The 18,168-nt window shown below is 59.5% G+C and carries 16 protein-coding genes; 2 read left to right on the forward strand and 14 right to left on the reverse strand.

All coding sequences use genetic code 11. The annotated features are described in order from the left end of the window. The first annotated feature begins 147 nt into the window (after window positions 1-147). Complete coding sequence (locus tag GRAN_RS23030; protein WP_241655117.1) at window positions 148-1,206, forward strand: cytochrome P450; 1,059 nt, start codon at window positions 148-150, stop codon at window positions 1,204-1,206. On the opposite strand, the gene GRAN_RS23035 is transcribed toward GRAN_RS23030, so the two are convergent. Next, entirely contained in the window at window positions 1,138-1,818 is a 681-nt protein-coding gene (locus GRAN_RS23035; RefSeq protein ID WP_128915424.1) for a DUF2306 domain-containing protein, read from the reverse strand. The genes GRAN_RS23030 and GRAN_RS23035 overlap by 69 nt on opposite strands. Window positions 1,819-1,841: 23 nt before the next feature. Further along, entirely contained in the window at window positions 1,842-2,795 is a 954-nt protein-coding gene (locus tag GRAN_RS23040) for a phytanoyl-CoA dioxygenase family protein (RefSeq protein WP_128915425.1), read from the reverse strand. 172 nt (window positions 2,796-2,967) lie between these two features. Between GRAN_RS23040 and GRAN_RS26505 the strand changes: the two genes are divergently transcribed. Beyond that, a complete protein-coding gene (locus tag GRAN_RS26505; RefSeq protein ID WP_128915426.1) occupies window positions 2,968-4,971 on the forward strand; it encodes a glycosyltransferase family 87 protein in 2,004 nt (667 codons plus the stop codon). Window positions 4,972-5,145: 174 nt separating this feature from the next. On the opposite strand, the gene GRAN_RS23055 is transcribed toward GRAN_RS26505, so the two are convergent. The 12 genes from GRAN_RS23055 to GRAN_RS23110 all read right to left on the reverse strand — a co-directional run bounded on the left by GRAN_RS23055 (window position 5,146) and on the right by GRAN_RS23110 (window position 18,128). Then, entirely contained in the window at window positions 5,146-5,853 is a 708-nt protein-coding gene (locus GRAN_RS23055; protein ID WP_128915427.1) for a cupredoxin domain-containing protein, read from the reverse strand. Next, window positions 5,853-7,358, reverse strand: coding sequence for a hypothetical protein (locus tag GRAN_RS23060; RefSeq protein WP_128915428.1), 1,506 nt, complete (start codon window positions 7,356-7,358; stop codon window positions 5,853-5,855). Before GRAN_RS23060 ends, GRAN_RS23055 begins: the two co-directional genes overlap by 1 nt. Then, window positions 7,342-9,153, reverse strand: coding sequence for an ATP-binding protein (locus tag GRAN_RS23065; protein WP_161571128.1), 1,812 nt, complete (start codon window positions 9,151-9,153; stop codon window positions 7,342-7,344). The genes GRAN_RS23060 and GRAN_RS23065 overlap by 17 nt, the downstream gene beginning before the upstream one ends. After that, complete coding sequence (locus GRAN_RS23070) at window positions 9,137-9,880, reverse strand: response regulator transcription factor (RefSeq protein WP_128915430.1); 744 nt, start codon at window positions 9,878-9,880, stop codon at window positions 9,137-9,139. Before GRAN_RS23070 ends, GRAN_RS23065 begins: the two co-directional genes overlap by 17 nt. Before the next feature lie 62 nt (window positions 9,881-9,942). Further along, window positions 9,943-11,178: an O-antigen ligase family protein gene (locus tag GRAN_RS23075; protein WP_128915431.1), complete on the reverse strand. Its 1,236-nt coding sequence runs from the start codon at window positions 11,176-11,178 to the stop codon at window positions 9,943-9,945. A 4-nt stretch (window positions 11,179-11,182) separates the two neighbouring features. After that, the gene (locus tag GRAN_RS23080; protein ID WP_128915432.1) at window positions 11,183-11,647 is read right to left on the reverse strand and encodes a c-type cytochrome; all 465 of its coding nucleotides are present in this window, start codon (window positions 11,645-11,647) and stop codon (window positions 11,183-11,185) included. 2 nt (window positions 11,648-11,649) lie between these two features. After that, entirely contained in the window at window positions 11,650-12,012 is a 363-nt protein-coding gene (locus GRAN_RS23085; protein ID WP_128915433.1) for a cupredoxin domain-containing protein, read from the reverse strand. A gap of 115 nt (window positions 12,013-12,127) precedes the next feature. After that, window positions 12,128-12,952, reverse strand: coding sequence for a WecB/TagA/CpsF family glycosyltransferase (locus GRAN_RS23090; RefSeq protein WP_161571129.1), 825 nt, complete (start codon window positions 12,950-12,952; stop codon window positions 12,128-12,130). Beyond that, window positions 12,936-14,102, reverse strand: a complete 1,167-nt coding sequence (locus GRAN_RS23095; RefSeq protein WP_128915435.1) for a glycosyltransferase family 4 protein — start codon at window positions 14,100-14,102, stop codon at window positions 12,936-12,938. Before GRAN_RS23095 ends, GRAN_RS23090 begins: the two co-directional genes overlap by 17 nt. Continuing rightward, window positions 14,099-15,430 (reverse strand): lipopolysaccharide biosynthesis protein, encoded by a 1,332-nt coding sequence (locus GRAN_RS23100; protein ID WP_128915436.1) that lies wholly within the window; start codon window positions 15,428-15,430, stop codon window positions 14,099-14,101. The genes GRAN_RS23095 and GRAN_RS23100 overlap by 4 nt, the downstream gene beginning before the upstream one ends. Beyond that, window positions 15,427-16,677 carry a GumC family protein gene (locus GRAN_RS23105; protein WP_128915437.1) on the reverse strand — a complete coding sequence of 417 codons (1,251 nt, stop codon included), beginning with the start codon at window positions 16,675-16,677 and terminating at the stop codon, window positions 15,427-15,429. The genes GRAN_RS23100 and GRAN_RS23105 overlap by 4 nt, the downstream gene beginning before the upstream one ends. Next, window positions 16,674-18,128 (reverse strand): capsule assembly Wzi family protein, encoded by a 1,455-nt coding sequence (locus GRAN_RS23110; RefSeq protein ID WP_161571130.1) that lies wholly within the window; start codon window positions 18,126-18,128, stop codon window positions 16,674-16,676. The genes GRAN_RS23105 and GRAN_RS23110 overlap by 4 nt, the downstream gene beginning before the upstream one ends. Window positions 18,129-18,168 lie beyond the last annotated feature (40 nt).

Below are 18,168 nucleotides of genomic sequence, written 5' to 3' on the forward strand. Positions count from 1 at the left end.
CGTTGTCATGCGAATGTCAAACGCTTGCCACGCTTCAGGTGACATCAGACCCGAATGATGAGGCGATGACATCAGCGTGACAACCGATGGCCGGGCGATTGGCACACTATCGGTGGAGTTGTGATGCGCGAAGAGCGACAGTTACCCATGCCTTCTTGGAAGAGCGATGAGCTTGACTCTCCGATCCCACCTGCGAGTGAGCCGGCCTACTACGATGGCGCACTCGGGGCCTGGGTGCTGACCACGCACGCCGATGTGCTTGCGGCCCTGCGATCGCCGAGCATGGTGATGGATGGTAGTAAAGCAGCAACAGACGAAGACATGCGGACTCTCGAAAGAATGCGTGAGGAAACGATTGCGGCCCTGTCGGGTCCGCAGCTTCGCAGATGGTCTGACACGATGAAACCCTTCGTGGAAGAGCGGATTACTTTGCTACCGGAGCGCGAGGTCGTGGACTTAGTGGGAGCTTATCTGCAGCCCATGTGCCTGCAGCTTGCCGCCATTGTCACGGAGGTCGACGAGAAGGATGCCGCACGTCTAAGAGAGTTGGCGATTCCGGTTTCGGCTTCGGCGGCTGAGCCCTCGGACGATGGGTTGCGTGAGCAGGCGCGAGCGGTAACCGCAGAGTTACAGGCGTGCTTTCATGCGAAGGCAAAGACTTTACGCGACTCCGGGTTTGTCGCGTTGTCGCATACGCTGCCTAGTCTGCTTGCGAATGGATGCTACGCGCTTCTGCACTATCCGAAGCAATGGACGTTACTGCATCGCAAGCCTGAGCTGATGGAGCAAGGCGTCGAAGAGTTGATGCGTTATGGAGGGTTGAGCCGATATCTGCGCAGGCAGGCTACCGAGGATATGGTTCTGGCGGGGGTCTCTCTTCGCAAGGGTGATCGGCTGATTCTTCGCATTGTGGCGGCGAATCACGATCCAGCGCGATTTGTATGTCCGAACGACCTGGAGGTGCTTCGACGCGGGCGCGGCCAGTTGACGCTGGGGGCTGGTCCGCATGCCTGTGTGGGGGCAGGGCTGTTGCGCATGGCTGCGGCGGTGGTTCTGCGGCCCCTGTTGATGCGCTTTGCGTCAGCGGAGCATGGAGGCTCTGTCGAATGGATGGGAGGATCGGGCTTCCGCGCCCCGTCAAGGTTGCCGGTGGTGCTGCACCTGCAAAAGCAGTCCAGCGAGACGAGTAACGAAAAGACGTCCTGACCGGGCGAGTTGCGGTGTGAGCAGTGCCATACAGGTGATGCAGATAATGGCGACGGCGAACCAGAAACGGCCGAGGTGGTTCCATGCGGGAATGGGTTGCAGGACGCGTGTACCGATGAAGGTAAAGGTGACCGCGTACGAGCGGACCATCCAGGTTCGATGCGCAGCGATATTGCGACTCATTGCCGCGCGGATGCCGATGCCTGTGGCCGTGAACCATGCTCCTGCCTGAATGGCGATGGCGATCCTGAAGTAGATCGCCTTTGGATAGTGCGCATGCGCGGTCGATAAGATGGCCAGCGGAGCAGCCAGAGACACAGAGAAGGCATAGAGACGACCAAGGTTGCGATGCAACCGAGTGTGACGTCGACGAAGCCGACTGGAGAACTGAAGTGGACCAAGGATGAACGCTATGGTTCCTGCAATTGCGTGGGGGATAAGGACCCAACGAAGAGCGTGGAGTTGTGCTTTCTCCTGTGGCTGCCTGAAGAGAGGTATCTCGCTGTAGAACAGTACGGAGGTTGCCGCCAGTGCCATCACAGTCCACAGTGCATACTTGAGGCGTCGATTCGTCTCGGCTGTTGGAAGCGGGATGCTCTTGGTCGCTGACATAGTCGTTGATGACCAGGGGTGTGTCAGGTTGCGATAAGAGGCATCTCCGCCTCGATCCTCGTGAGCATTCGGGCATAGCGTTCGCGCATCTCCGGACGCTCGGAGTTTCGGGCGAGCTCTGACAACTCCTTCAGGGATGGCCTAAGCTCCAACGGCAGAGATCTCCAGTAGTACTTCAGGTCATCGGTGGGCCATAGGGAGTAGGTTCGTTCCCATGAGCGCCTGCCGGAGCCTGTGAAGACCAGGACACCGGGATTGACCGGGCGAAGATAGCTCTGGAAGCGGCAGTCGAGCGAGACGCGAAGTTGACTGGAACGATTGGGCGCGGCCTCATGAACGGTCAAACTATGAAAGATCAGCAGGTCTCCGCAATGGATCGCACCACCTGCCCAGCCACTACCGCGTTCTGTTCCCGGGGTGATGTAGCCTGTCCTACCGGCGGTGGGTTGGAGGCCGTAACGATGCGAGCCCTCCAGGATCCGGAGCGGACCAAGATCGGGAGGGCAGTCGTGCAGCGGCAACCACGCTGTGAAGGTCTCGGTATCGCCTGCTACGGCGGTGTGGTCCTGGTGTGCGTGAATGATGCCTGGGCCGAAGTTTGGAAAGATCAGCCGGGCGGCCGATTTCGGATGAATCAGGAGTTCCTCGCCAACGAGTTGCTTCATCACGCGCTGCATGAGGGGGAGGTGCGGCAGGGCATGGAACGATGGCAGGCTGAAGACCTGGTCGTAGACGTCCTTGTACGCTGGATCGTCGTCCGCGCAAGCGGCGTTAGGGTTGGCGATTCGGTCGCTCGGGTTGCTACCGGGTAGAAGCCATCCTGCGGTGTGAAGGATGCTTATGATTTCCCGGGAGAGGACCTGCAGGATTTCTTGTGGCAGGAGATTGCGGACCAGGACATAGCCGTACGCATCTATCTGTTCTCGTAACGAGGTGGAGTCGAGCGAGGTACGATCGATTTCGTGAAATGGCTTCATTAAGACTGCTTCGAGCGTAGCTGCCGGGGGGTTTCGGCAGTGTCATGCAAGCGTCACGAGATTGTCTTTGTATTACATCGGAGGTGGTTACAAGTGCATGACGAACTCTACACAACAGCATGACATCTTTCCTCTGGCCTCGCCTCTATGCTAGCCAGGCTGGCAGTTACCCATGGCGACCGAGATACGAACTATCCCCCTTCCGCGCGCTTCCTCCACACCGTCACCGGCCTTGCAAGCCTGGGTACGCGTCGAATGGCTGCTCCTCTTCATCTGTGCAGGCGTATTTGCGCTTCGGACGGTGCCCTCGGCCTTCGCTACGCTTCAGACGGATTTTCCGAATTACTACCTCACCGCCAAGCTGGCGAGAGAGGGTGTCGACACCGCGCACGTATACGAGTGGCGCTGGCTGGCGCGTCAGAAAGATCATCATGAGATCGACCGCTCCGTCATTGGGCTGGTGCCGATCACACCCTTCTCGACCCTGGCTGTCGCTCCACTGGCGGGTTTCAAGCCTTTGATAGCCAAGCGTATCTGGCTCGTCTTTCAGATAGCACTTCTGCTTCCTATTGTGTATGGTCTCCGAGAGATGACTGGCCAACCGCTGCGGCGTATCGCACTGATTGTTCTCGGGTGCCCGCCACTGCATCGCAACCTTCTCTATGGGCAGTTCTACGTGTTGCTCACGGCGCTGTTGATTGGTGCATGCTGGGCTCACCAACGCAAGCGCATGAGCCTTGCGGGAGCGCTCGTGGCAATTGCGACTGCCATCAAACTCTTTCCGGTTGTTTTCTGCCTTTACTTCCTGCGCAAACGGGAGTGGCGTGCTTTGTTGGCGGCTGTTGCTACCGGGGCAGCCTGCATTGCAGTCTCGGTGAGCGTCTTCGGATGGGAGGTTCATCGAACCTATCTGCGTCAGATTCTGCCTTGGACACTTCGCGGCGAAGGATTTCCTCCCTACGCTCTTGGCAGCGGTTCTCTTTCCACGTTGCTGCACTGCCTGTTCGTCTACGAACCACAGTGGAACCCGCAGCCCTGGCATCCGTCTCCCGTGTTCTTCGTGGTTCTTCAGGCTGTGTTGCCGATGGTTATTCTCGCGCCGGCGCTGTTGCTTTGCGATGAACGCGACGATTCGGCGAGCCGAGTTGCACTGGAGTGGTCCGCGCTCACGGTTGGCACGCTGACAGTCTCGACGATTCCCGCGTCCTACAATTTCACGCTGCTCGTGCTGCCTATGACGGTCTTGGTTGCGTGGCTCCTACGCAGGCGTTCTTCGCTGGCATGGCTGGCTATCGTTTTGTACGTTGGCATAGGGCTGCCCAGCGGCTGGGATGTTGGATCTGCATCCGGGCTTGGCGCTGTATTGCAGGTGCCGCGTCTTTATATGCTCGTCGCGCTTGCTGCCGTGTTCTATGTGACGATGGGATCGATAGCATTGCACACGCCGAAGCGTCGTAGGGTCACGCTCGCCATTGGTGGGATCCTGGCACTGGTGGCCGCGCTCCAGGTGGCTTCCGGGCTTCACCATCAGCGCGGCTTGTATGACGATTTCGCTTACCGAATACCGGATGCGAGTGGAGCTCTGCTCACCGCTGCTCCCGGATGGCACGACGGCGATGTTCTGCGCATCGCGATGCAGCCTACGGGGTATCGGCTGCTTGAGCATATGAGTGCTCCCCCATCCAACGTGCCTTTTTCCGAGTCTGCCGTCGGTCCCGACGAGATTTCGTTCGCGACGAATAACGAGCGCGTGCTGGTAGAGAGTGCCGGCGCACGCTCGACTATCACCTCACGCGGGGGGGGGCATCTTCAAGGATATCGTCGATGCAGAGTCTCCGACGCTCTCCCCGGATGGACGATATCTCGCGTACCTGCGGGTTCATCATGGACGTGGAACCGCGTTCGTCCGCCCTCTTCGCGGGGCGCAAGGTCAGGAACGAGCTTTGACGCCAAACACGATCGACGTGGAACAGGCGACGTTTCTTCCAGACGCATCGCTGATCGTTGCAGGGCTTGTGAAGGGGACCTCGGGCTCGCGCCTTCTGCACATCAGCGCGGGGCAGAATCCAGAGGTGCTTCCGGTTGGCGAGGCTCGATATCCCGCTGTTTCGCCCGATGGACGTTGGCTAGCCTTCAGCCGCATGGATCGAGGAAGCTGGAATCTCGCACTCCTTGATCTATCCAGCGGCTCGGTTCGCGACCTCAGCGATGCGGAGTGCAACCTAATCGAGCCGACCTGGGAGCCGGATTCGAAAACAATCCTCTATGCCAGCGATTGTGGCCGAGCCCTTTGGTTTACCGCAGTTTCGCGACGGCGCGTCGTTCCCTGATTGCGCCTGTCGAATCGGTCTCAGTATGGCTTTTCCGAACCTTCATGATACGCACCGCCAAACTTGCTCGTGTGTTGTGCTGGTCTCTCCGGCGCGGGAACCACAACGGCTCCCAACGAAGCGTGGCCTGCTTTCACGGTGAGGGGGCGCTTCATCCCGTCGAGGTCGGTTTGCGGAACACCTTCGATCCAGAAGTGCAGCTCATATTCGCCGGACGGTATATCGCCAATCCGTGCGTCATGTCCTAGTCGAGTGATGGTGTACAGCGGCGTCGAGAGGGCCACGATGACGGCACTCATCTCCGGGTGGATATTGCAGAAGATGTATGACACTCCCTCCCGGTTGAAGCCTACCGATTTGCTCGAGCCGGCTTCGTAGAGACCGAGATCGAAACGGCGTCCATCGAAGAGAGAGAAGACGTTGTGAAAAAAGGGATCCACGTTGGGAAATTGCACGGTACTCCCAACGGCGACCACCTGCAGGTGAGGATAGAACGTTCGATTCTTCTGCAGGAGGGTATACCTGCCCTGAGGAACGAACGGCAGAACGGTCCCGACAGGTTGAAGCCAAATGACGGCAGGAGTTGCGTCATGTCCTTTTGCCGCTGTGGGTGGGGTTAGACGGAGACTGATCTCGCCTACAGATTTCTCGCCCAATGACTGCGAGCGGGCAAGCGAGGACGTTCCGATGACGCAGAGCAGAGTGGCGGCGTAAAGGGCTTTGATCATTAGAAGCTGTATCCCGCTCCCAGACCTACCACATTTGAGTTGGAGGGCGCGCCTGTTGTCGACCAGGTCGTCAGGTGGCGAAACTCAAGTGAAAAGAGCAGGTAAGCGCTTGGCGAATAAATGACGTTGCCGGTCGCGGTGTGATTTCGAGCGAGATAGCTGTAGCCGTAGTTGATGGGGACGGGTGTACGAGACAATTCGTGGGCGAAGACGTTATCGATTCCAAACGCGCCGTTGAATTCCAGACGTTGACCGGCGCGCTTCTTGATCTGCGCCCAGCCACCAACGTCATCGAGTGGATGATAGTAATAGCCTCCACCTTTGTCGGATTCAACGTACGTGAAGTCCTTGTACGCCCCGCCGCCGAGACCGCCAAGTCCGAGCGCGCGATAAGCGCTGCCTGTGAGTTCGAAACGATGGGGAAGCTGGAGTTGCTCATCGAGAGTGGCGGCCCATGCGTTATAGCGTGTCCCGTTAGGCAGGAGATGCGGAGAGAAGTAACCGCCGACGCCGAAATGATTTCCATGCTGTTCCGCCGGAGACCCAGTCAGCGCGATTCTCGCCTCAACCCCAGGCCAACGGCTTTGCTCACTCAGCGATGTGTAGAGGCTCTCCTGAGTGTAAGCCGATGTCGCCAGCGGAGGCATCAGGGTGTCCTGCGTGTCGATCAGGGCCGACTCAAATTTGATAAAGCGGTTCGGTCCCGCAGGGATGGTGTGACTCAGCTCGAGCTGCGGATTCCACTGCCAGAGATTGCCGGACCATGCAAGCGCGGGAACGGCGAGCGAGACGAGTGAGGAAGGAGAGTCCGGGCTGATCAGAGGCCGATCAAAAGCAAACGAGAGTTCGGTGTCATCCCAGAGGAGGCCCGCGTGTGCCGTGCGCAGACGAGGCACCGATGGATGACCGTAATAACCGCCTGCGTAGTTGCCGGCGCTGACTTGAGGGTTGCCGTAGAAGTCTATGTGAAGATCCGCGAAACTGGATGCGCCGAAGATGTGCGGGCCCGTCGCGTAGAAGCCAAGCATGGTCTGCCGCATCGATGCGCCGGTCGAACCCGCGCCGGGCGAGGAGATGGTGGGCGTGTCGGGTGTGTCCACCCCGCCAGTATTGACGAACCCGTTGAAGAGAAGAAGGCCAGTCAGCTTCAGGGAATACTTCGACGCGCTTTCCACTTTCGACTGTTCGTGCGTGGCGATCTCCGCCTGCTGTATCTCCTGCTGTTCGCGCAGATCGTCTATCTTCTTCGCAGTCTCCGCGGCGGGCGCTGCCGTGGCGGAGTTCTGTGCGAGTTGGGCCTGCAGAGCGGCGAGCTGCTTTCGGAGCTCGGTCATCTGCCGCTGGGACTCCTCAAGTTGTGTCTGGGCTTGTGCCACGGCTTGCGAGAGTTGCTGCACCTGTTGGGTAAGTACAGCATTGTCCGCGCTTTGTGAACGCGCAGGTGTCGCTGACGCTGACGCGAGCGCTGCGAATGCCAGCAGGGTTCCGCTAGTGAACGAGCGCATGTGAACCCTTCTGGTTTGCGTCTGCCGCACCAGGGCCGGCAGACGGCGAAATGAGCATACGAATTTCAAAGATCGTTTCGCCGGTAGAACTACTGACCAGAACGACCTCGCCACCATGCTCCTCCGCAATGCAGTTTGCCAGTGTGAGTCCAAGGCCTGTCCCTTTTTGCTTTCCCTCACTTACAAACGGGTCGAAAAGCCGCATGCGTATGGCTTCGGGAACACCATTGCCGTTGTCCACGCAGCGGACAATAAAAAAGTCCCCGGAAAGACGAAGAGAAAGTTGAACGTGTGGAACTCTTTCCGCGATCAGTCCTGCCTGGCAGGCATTCAGCAGCAGGTTATATACCGCCCGTTCGACCTGCTTGCCATCGACTCTGGCGATGAGGTCCTCATGATGACAGAAGTCCTTCTCAAAGATCGCGTGTTGTGAGTCTGGATGGGCTCGAACGAGCGACAGAGCATGTTCGAGAATCGGGACGACCTTCTCCTCGGCATAGCGCACGCTGGATCCGGTACGACTGAAGATCAGCAGCGATTCGATCATATCGGCCGTGCCTAGAACGGCGCTGCGAATGTCCGCGAATATCTCTGCGCGTTCGTCCGGGGGAAGTGTATCCGAGGCGAGGAACTCGGCGTTGGCATATACGGCCGCCAGATAGTGGCGGAGGTCGTGCGAGACCGAGCTGGCCATGAGTCCAATCGTTGCGAGGCGCTCCGATTCGAGGCGAGCCTGGTTGGCGCGTTGCGTCTCTTCCCGCATCCTGGCAAAGGCGGAGCTCAGATGACGGACCTCTCGGGTTCCGTAACGGGGAACACGATAGGCTCCGTCACCAGCACCGAATGCGCGTACGCTGCGTGAAAGTTCTTCAAGTGGACGGGTGAGCACGCGGCCAAGGATGACCATGCAGATGGCCCCCACGAGGACGGCGATCAAGCCCGCGCTCAGTACAATGCGGTCCGTGCGAGCGATCCACTTTTCGGTGGGTCGCACGGACTTGAGGACCACAAGCTGCAGGGGGGAACTGTCGACGGAGGAGAGAGTGTCGACGGCGGCCATGTAGCGGTCGCCCCCGAGGGCAAGGGGCGCGGGGGACAGGGAGGCACCGCTCAACGGGCCTAACTGCGCGATGAGGTTTTGCTGTGCGGAAGCGCTGAGCGTGCTGGTGACGACGCGTCCACCGCTCAGGAAAGCAGCTTCGGCGCCCGCAGGCGCGCTGATCTGGCGAACAGAGCGTTCGATGGACATGCCGCTGATGACGTAACCAAGGATCGTCCCTGAGACATCGCTGCCAAAGTAGATCGGGCGAACGGAACACGCATACAAGGTTTTGCCGTCGACGATGTTGCGCCTGGCTGGTTGAGCAACCAGTGTGCTGAGCGCACTGGGCAAATTCGTGCCCTTCTCCGGCACCTTGCTGTAGACGGAGATCACTCGCCCGTTTGGTGTAGTCAGAGCGAGCAGGTCCTCACCGCTGAGCTGCCAGTACTCGACTGCGCCATCCTGAATGGTGAGGTCGTCACCGCTGGTCATCAGCGCTTTGAGCGTGGGCAGGCTGGCAAGAAGGGAGTTCTCACGCTCGAGCGCGTCGAATCGATCCTGTTGCAGATCGCGGAAGGCAATGACGGAACGACGAAGATTGAGCGAGAGATCCGCTGTCGCCTGTGCGCGAAAGCGTTCACGGACAAGAACCACCAGGAGCGCCATGGTCACGACCATGACAATCGCCATCGCCGTGATCAGGAGGACGTGCGTTCGAACGCCGTCCCTGCCGGGTTTAGGGATGGGGGACAAACTTATACCCCGCTCCATAGATCGTCAGCAGGTGCCGCGGATTGGCCGGCTCCGGTTCGAGTTTCTGACGGAGCTTCAGGATCTGATTGTCGACCGTACGCGTTGTGGGATACGAGTTGTAGCCCCATACTTCGTTGAGCAGGACCTCACGCGAGAGTACGCGGTCGACATTATCCACGAAGAACTTCAACAGCTTGAACTCGTGGGCAGTCAGGACGACCGGCACTCCGCTCCTGCGAGCGTTCATACTGCGGAAGTCGATCTCACAATTCGCAAAGCGGAAGACATCGAGGGCCGCAGGTTTGCGCTGACGCCGAAGCGTTCCCTGCATACGGGCGACTAGTTCGCGTGGGCTAAATGGCTTTGTCACGTAGTCTTCAGCGCCCAGTTCGAGCAGGAGGACCTTGTCGACAACCTCCGTAATCGCGCTGACGATGATCACGGGGGTCTCCGGAGCGATGCGCTTGAACATCTGGCACAACTCGCGACCAGAGATGCGCGGCAGGATCAGATCAAGAATGACGCCTGAGGGCCGCTCCGCGCGAAAGAGCTCAAGCGCGGTCTGGCCATCGCCAGCAACCAGCACGCGAAAGCGCTCCTGGGTAAAGGTGCGGGCAAGGACCTTCTGCATGCGCGGATCATCTTCGACGATGAGAATGGTACCGAGTGAATCGTCCGGAGAAACCGGAGGTATTTCCTCGCCGGGGATGGAGACTTCAGAAACCATATTGGCAAGCCTTTCTTAAAGTTTGGCGAGCACGCGGTTAGCCATGAGCTTAGACGAAGTCCTCACCCTGTGACAATTCGCGCTTCGGATAATTGGAACGAAGGTGAGACCGGGGTACGGGCGTCAAACTGCTCGTCCGTGCCTCGCATCAAGACGCTCCATAGGATTACAGCCCACATCGGCAAGGAAAGATCGAAGACCTCCGTGTCGGTAAGGCCACGAATGAGAATGAAGAGGAGCAGCGCGGAGAGGAACGCCTTCATCGAAGGGTTGTTGAGTTTCCGGATCTGGCGATAGAACGAACTATAAATTCCGACGAGGAGCCCAAGGCCTGCGACTCCGTAAGCATAAAACTGCTGCAGGATCTCGTTGTGGGCATGACGCGGTTCAAAGTCGCCATTCATTGGAGGGATGACCTTCCACATGGAGTGGAAGCCATGCCCCGTCCACGGGAGATCGAGCGCTTCGTTAAGCACGTAAGCCCAGATCGAGAGGCGTCCGCTTAACGTGATCGACTGATTGCCGAGGTTCGAGTAGACGTCGATGTATGCGGACAGGAGGGGGGAGAAGAGCAGGAAGACCGCCACGACGAGCAGTGTGAGCGCCACCTTGGTGTTTCTGTGAAGAGAACGATCGCGCACAAGCAGCCAGGAGAGTGCGGCCAAACAGGCCAAGATACTCGTTTTACTGAGACTTCTTAGCAAGGTCATGGCAAGGAACGCAGCCGCAGGTTTATAGCGGCCCGCGCGCTCACGGATGAGAAACAACGTGAAGAACAGGGCAAAGGCGCATAGGAAACCGATCTGGTTGGGTCCGAGCAGTTCTTCGTCCCCAAGGCGGAGGTCGGATTGTTCAGGAAGCAGCCAGGCAACCACAGCGACGCAACAGGCTCCTGCGATGAAGCCCTGCATGATCGAAATGCCCTGCTGCCTGGGGGGTCCCTGGCGGAGGACAAGTGTGACCATGCATGCGTCGGCGACCATGGCACACCAGTAGACCAAGGCGGCTGATGGCGAGACTGCGACCGTCCACGACAGGCTGGTTCCCGTGAACGCGAGGAACAGCACCGCCCAGCGAATCGGACCCAATCGCAGCAGGTTGCGCGCCCCGGCATCATCTGTTCGGCCCATGGCGGCAAAAACAAGACAAAGGAAGTTTAATCCGAGCGTCAAGCCAATGCTCAACTGCGGGTCGAGGCCGAAGGCTCGAGTCCCGACTACGAGCACGATCATGCGAAAGCCGAGGAAGAATCCGATCGTCTTTGCAGTGCCCGACGCTGGTTGAGAAGTTTCAGCCATCGCGCTAGTGGTTGTACATTTCCGGGGTGCCGGCGGCGCCTGCGGGGGGAAGGTGACGGAGGTATACGACGATCGACCATTGCTCTTCGTCGCTCAGCATTCCCCTGGAGGCTGGCATTCCGGAGGGCCAGATCCCGTTATCGATAATCCATTTAAGCTGGCCGTCCGTGAACTGCTGAGCGTCGGGAGAGTTCAACAGCGGGACCGGCGGGGACATCCGATCGGCGAAGGGTACACCGGTATTCTGGCCATCGTACCCGTGACACGCTGCACAGTAGTGACTGAACGCATCTTTGCCATCGGCCCGCGTTGCGGAATTGTCCGGTATCGGATTCTTACCGTGCTTGTTGCCGATCGTCACGTGATGCTCCGTGGCTATTGCGATTTTGCTTTCGATCTTTCCAGGTGGCGTCGCCTTACATCCACAGAGGAGAAGCGAGCAGAAGGCGACGCAGGCCAGCGGACGCATGCTTAATCCACCACATGTACGGTGAGCGCCATGCCGCCATGACCCGCGCCACAGAAGTTTGAGCAATGGCCGACGAAGTCTCCGGTTTGATCTGGTGTAAAGGTGGCTTCGGTGCTTTTCCCTTTATTGACCTTCACGTCCACACCCAGTTCGCGAATCCTGAGCCCATGGGTCACGTCGGTACTCGACAGTACCAGAGTCACCGGTTCGCCTTTTTTCACCGTAATGGTCGCGGGCGCGAAAGAGAACTTGGACGCTGTCACTTCAATGTGCTTGCCCCCCGGCTGAGCATGGACGAGCGGGTGCGCGCACAAGATGACCAGAAGCGCGAGAGAAGTGACCAGAGACGCTTTCGATTTCTTCATTCCTAATCCTCGATGGCGGAAAAACCGCACTCAGTCATGTGTAACGGAGCGAGAAGGCGGTGTTGTCATGCGTGGGCTATGAGATTGTCAGGAAATTGTCGTGAGCGGAGTTGCATCACGAGCGGGTCTCGACCTGGCGCGTGGCACGGGCGGGGGCTTGCGGAAGCGGGGATGGCGCGGTCCGCCTGAGGGCCTGCAAGGTCATTCGATAGACGAAGGTACAGTTCGTGACAAGATAACGCCGCCAGAGCCGCCTGGGGTCTTGTATAAGGCGATGGAGCCACTGCAGGCCTGCCCGCTTGATCCACGGAGCGCAATCGCGAAGGCGGCCGGTATGAAAGTCGAAGGCTGCACCGACCCCGATCATCAGCCTCGCGTTCCAGCGGCGTGTGTAGCGTGCCATGCAGAGTTCCTGCTTGGGACAGCCGATCCCGACCCACACGATATCGGGCTTCAGCGTAGAGAGCAGGTCTTCCATGTAGCGTTCTTCGTCCAGGTTCAGGTCGCGAAAGGGCGGCGTATAGATTCCGACGATGCGAGCGGAGGGAAACCGTTGCAGCAGTCGTTCCCGCAACTCCTCCACCACACCCTGATCGCCGCCATAGAGGAAGTGGGTGACGCCGGCGAACTCCGGGCGCCGAAAGACTTCGATCGTAATGTCAGGGCCGGTGACGCGTTCCATGGCCGCGAATCCCTGGCTACGCCCCGCCCATGCGAGCGGCATTCCATCCGGCAGGACCAGGGCAGCCCCGTGATATGCGGCCAGCAGCTTCGGATTTCGCTGTGCTTCCACGATGCCATGCACCGCCGCCGCACAGATGTAGTGCGATCCGGGCGTGCTTAGCAACTCCTGAGTTCGTGCAAGTGCCGACTCCATATCCAAGGCATCTACGGGGATACCGAGCACATTGGCGACAGGACGGCTAGAGCTTGTTTTCATAAGGCTTCTCCTGGGCTGAAGCCCGCGGGACGGTGAAGTGCTGGAGGTGCAGAGTGGAATAGAGGCCGGAGTATTGCTGACCGATCCTTTCCAGACTGAAACGATCGAGGGGAGTCGGCGGAGGCGCTGGACTCGATGCGGCCTCGAGGATCGCATCCACGAGATTGGAGCCGGCGTCGCCATCAAGGGAGAAGTAGTGGCCGGAACGTGCGTCGATCTCTCGGAAAGCCGGAATGTCCGAGCAGACGAAACGGCAGCCTGCCTGAAGTGCTTCCGCGACGGGAAAGCCGAAGCCCTCGGTTTGCGATGGTGCGACGAGCATCTTTGCGTTGCGATAGCACCAGTGAAGCTCGGCATCCGATACGCCGGAGAGAAAGACGACTCTTGCCGCGAGTTCGAGATCACGGACCGTGCGCTCGATTGCCTCGGTCTCAGGGCCGGGTACGCCGATCACAACAAGCCGGGTTCCTTCTGCCAGCGACCCGCGTTGCACGAGCTGGTGGAAGGCGCGCAGGAGAAGGGTCACGTTCTTATTGCGGCGATGCTGCGCAACGCAAAGCAGAAATGGATAGCCTCGCCACTCCGGAAGGGGAGATCGGCCGGTGGCGGGTGGAAAGGCCTCCAGGCAGTTGTAAATGCGGATGGCCTTGTCGCTCGCCTTCGGTATATAGGTCTGAAGAAGGGCGAGCGTGCGGTCGGACACGGTTGTGATCGCGTCGGCACCCTGCAGGTAGATGCGGAGGATCGCACGATTGAAGACAGACTTGAAGCGGCCGAAGTTCTCCCGGATCTCCATCGGATACAGATCGTGCAAGGTCACGACAACGGGCCTGCAGATCAGCGACTTGAAAAAGGGAACCGGGCAGGTGAGGTGAACAATATCCGCCCCGCTTTCCCTCACCAGCCGCGGGAGTGCCGTGCAGTGCCAAAGGTTGCGTGCAGTACGGCCAGGCGTCATTTCGGCGACGTAGAGGGAAAGACGCGGAAAGGTGGAGATGCCTGAACCTTCGATGCTCTTGAGCTGCCAGGGAGCGACGACCAGATCAACATCATCGTGCCGCATCAACAGGCACTTCGCGAGGTTGATGGCATGACGATGAACGCCTGTCATCTGCGTCGGCGCACTCACCGCGACGACAAGGACTCTCATAGGAATGCTCCTTCCGAGTGTGACTCCGCCGAGACTCGTACAGTGGCCATTGATCGCCGCGGCCAAATGACTCGCAGTACGGGAACGTACACGGCGAGGGCAACGGCTCCCGCGTACAGGCGGAACGTAGCCAGCCCGCTCATGCCGGAGCGGTGCAGGAGGCCAAGCATGACCGGGAACAACAGGAGACGCGACCCGAGAGACATGCCTGCGAGGATGCGAAACCTGCCCAGCGCCTGCAAGGTGTAGATCCCTGTTACGCTGACCGCCAGAAGCGCGGAACCGATGACGATGCGAGGAAACAGTTGAAGCGCGATTGGGGCTGCCGTGGAGCCAACCCAGCGCGGCAGAAGTCTTGTTCCAAGGTAGAGGGTAAGGACGACGCCAATGAAAACGATCAGTAGATTCGCACCGATGGCGCTAAGGATGTTGCGACGAAGATTGGTACTCTGATCGCTGCCCGCCATCCCCGAAAGGTAAGGCATGAGGAAGCTGAGGCTGGATCCGGTGAGTCCGAGGAGCGGCTGCGCAAGCTGGACGCATAGGACGTACGGCGCGACGGCCACGGCACCCAGGGTGGCTCCAAGCAGCAAGCGGTCGATACGGTCGGCGAGCACACCGCCCACCGTCTGGAACCACACATAAACCCCTTTGGATAGGAGCGCGGACATGGCTTCGTGGTCGAGCCTGGGAAGAATGGCCTGTGCGCCCAGGAGTCTGGTGACCTCGCGGCATTGCGCAAAAGTCGCGACAACAAGGATTGCCGCCGTGGCGGCGAGTATGGCAATCGGTCCATGCCCCCTGACCGTGAGGAGCGCCGCCATTCCAAGAGTCGCGAGGTGCGTGAGTGACGTGATGCGCACGCTGGCGCGAAAATCCTGGAATCCACGTTGCGTGCTGACGGCTACAGCGTGAATGGAGCGCAGAACGACGCAGCCGGCGGCGATCCAGAGACAGATCATGCATTCGCGAATTGAGGAGGGGAGACCGGCCTCGATTCTAGAGGCCAGCCATGGAATCGCCACAAGTAACGCGAACGCGACCAGCGCACCGGTGATGAGATTGATCGCCATCATGCTCCGCACGGTTTGCCGCACGGCCTGGATGTCTTTCTTCTGGAGCAATTGTGAGACTCGCTGCAGGTTCGCGTCGGAGAACCCGCTTGCGATGATTCCCCCGCTGCTGATGACCGCGGCTGCGATCATCCATAGGCCGAACTCCGCGGCACCCAGCCGGCGAAGCGTGAACGGGCCAACGAACAGCATCACGACCGGGTAGGCTGCGTAGTCGACGACGCCGCACGCCGCATTGATGAAGTGACGCTTCACGCCACGCCTCCTTTGCGTCGCAAGAGGGCGCGAGCGACTTCCAGTGCGAGTGCTTTGCGCGGGTCCCGGTTGTCGAGCCGATGCCAGCGATCCTGTGCGAACAACACCGCGATCACTGCGGCCATGGAGAAGAGGGCCAAGCCAAGCCCAAGCCAGAGCCGGGGAGGAAATGACTTCTTTTCGGGAATTCCCGGCGCGTCGACGACGCTGACGGAAGGGATGTCGTGAGCCTCAGCGATGCGAGCCATTTCGTATTGCCCGGTGAGTAGTTCGAAGACCGTTTCCTCAACGCGAACGCGACGATAGAGGTCAGCATAGGCGACTCCGAGACGGGGTAGTTGGCGCAGCGGCGGTGAGAACGCCGTGATGTCGCTTTGGGAGTCTGCTCCGGAGCTATCGGCATGCGGAGCGATCCCGGCCATGCGTTGAAGGTTGCCGCGCAACGACGCGATGCGTGCCTCGGTTTGCCGGACGCGCACGTTGCCGTCGCCGTAGATCTGCTTCAAGGCCTGGAGCGACGACTGCTCTGCGACCAACTCTCCCTCGGCACGAGCGCCCGTATCGACCATGGCACGCGTCTGTTCCTTGATGTCGATCGTGCTGTTTTTGGTGGAGAAGTCGCTGAGCGCAATCTGTGCATGCTCAAGGTCGGTGTTGACTTCGGTGAGACGCTTTTCGATGAAGATCCGTTCCTGCCTGGCCTGGGAGGTGCTCGTGCGGTTCACGAGCTTGCTCAGCTCGTCAAGGTAGGCTTGCGCGAGATCCCGGGCGCGAACGGGATCGCCGTCTTCGACCGCGATGGTGATCATGCCGCTTTTCTTGTCATCGGCGACGGTAGTGTTATGCGCGAGCCTGCGTGCAGCGTCGCGGTTGTAGCGCACATGGTAGACATGGCGGAGGTCGAAGCGATCGATAAGAGCTCCCGACACGGTTCCCGAATGCAGAAGGCTTTCGAAGACTGCCGTGTTGGAACGCATGCCAAGAAAGCCGCTCGCGAGGCTCCCCAGCGCGCCGAGGCCGTTGGAATGGCCTGAGAGCGCGGCGAGCATCAGTGCGCCAGAGCCGCTCTGATCGGGTGGCATGATTGCAGCGCTCGACGTGTACCGCTTTGGCGTGAGGAACGCGATGGTGAAGCCAAGAACGAGAGAAATAGCACCTGCGCGCGCAAGCAGAGGACGCCGACGCCAGAGAAACCAGAGGCGCGTCGTCCATACAGAGCTCGGCGTCATCAGAGAAGCTGGTGTCATCGCGAGCCTCCGGAGGTACGGTATGTGAGTTGAACCGTAAAGGACGAGTTGAAGTGTGTGGTTGAGGAGAGCAGAGGGAAGTTCCAGCGCTCGACTTGCTCCTGGAGGCGAAGCGTAAGATCAGGCCGAACGGCCTTCTCGAAGTTCCATTGCAGATCCCTCAGTGTTCCGCCGCGCAGAAAGTCGCTTGCCACGTTCTGCGAACGGACGCTCATCTCGACGAAGGTGCGTGGAGAGGGATGCCACGTGAGCCATGTCTGCGTACCGTGGGCCTCGCGGCCTATCCAACTGCCCAGGAGTTGCCGGCTGTTGGTGTAGCCCGACAGGTAATGAACGTTGAAATAAAAAAAACCGCTGAATGCATTCGAACGATGCGGGGACAGCAGGCCTTCGATGCGCAGCGTCCAGTGTGAGTTGTGCGGGAAGGGGTGAAGTTCCAAACCAGGGAGCCATACGCTTTGCTTCGGGTAGTTCAAGGGGAATGGCTCGTCTTCAGCGAAGCTGTCGAGGTACACGGTGAGGACGTTTTGCAGTCCCGGTACTCTGTACCTTGTGTCGAAGGAGACGCGGCGGTCCCCAGGGTCCGCATTCTCCTCTCCGGTTCCAGTCGAGAAAAGACTCCGCAATAAGGTGCGGGTGGTGAAGGGCGCACCCTGACCAGCGAACAGCGTCGTACGCGCGACGCTGAACTCCCAGTTCGGGGTGGGTTGGAATGCTACCTTTTCGCCGTGGATGAAGGGTTGATCCGGAACAGAGACGCCCGGCGATCCGAACGTCTGGTGGTTCGTATGGACAAACTGTGTTCCGTTCAGGCGCCCGATGAATGCCTGGGCACGGATCGGTCCGAGGAACCGCAGCACACCGGGGAGAACAAATGGCTTCTCACGGTCATAGCGAAGCATCAGGACAGGATCTGCATTGTTGGTGAAGAGGGAGCCGCCGTTTCTTCCGGGTCCCCAGAGAAGGGTCTGCCGTCCGAACGCGATTGTGTTTCCCGCGATGGCGAAGCTTAGGTACGCCTCGGGCAGACGTCCGCGAGTGAAGCCTGTTACGGGACCTTGTATGGCGGCTGGTGTGAAGTCAGCGGCAGAGATCTGTAACTGTGCAGCGGCCGATGGTTGTGGCGTCGGCGACGAGGTGGACTGCAGCTCTATACGCGCATACGCTGCGAAGTGGGAGAAGGTGCTCGAAGCCGCTACATTTGTGTAGGAGTTTTCGCCGCGCGCGAAGGGCCTTCCGTCATCATTCACGATAGTGGATGCGAAGTGATATCCGTCGTTGAGCGGCTCGCCGCCGATGCTTGTGCTGCGGGTGGAAAGAGCTTCAAGGCGTCCGGGTCTGGAACTTCCTTCGAGTTCCCTTGAGAACTCTCTCCGCAATGCGGCCAGGGTCGCATCGATACCTGCATCGTCGCTTCGTGTCCGCGAAGCGCTCTCTGCTTCGAGCAGCATGGCCGCGCACCGACTGCGTGTCCATGGGCGAAGGGTAAAG

This window comes from Granulicella sibirica (genome assembly GCF_004115155.1).
Taxonomy (GTDB): Bacteria; Acidobacteriota; Terriglobia; order Terriglobales; family Acidobacteriaceae; genus Edaphobacter; species Edaphobacter sibiricus.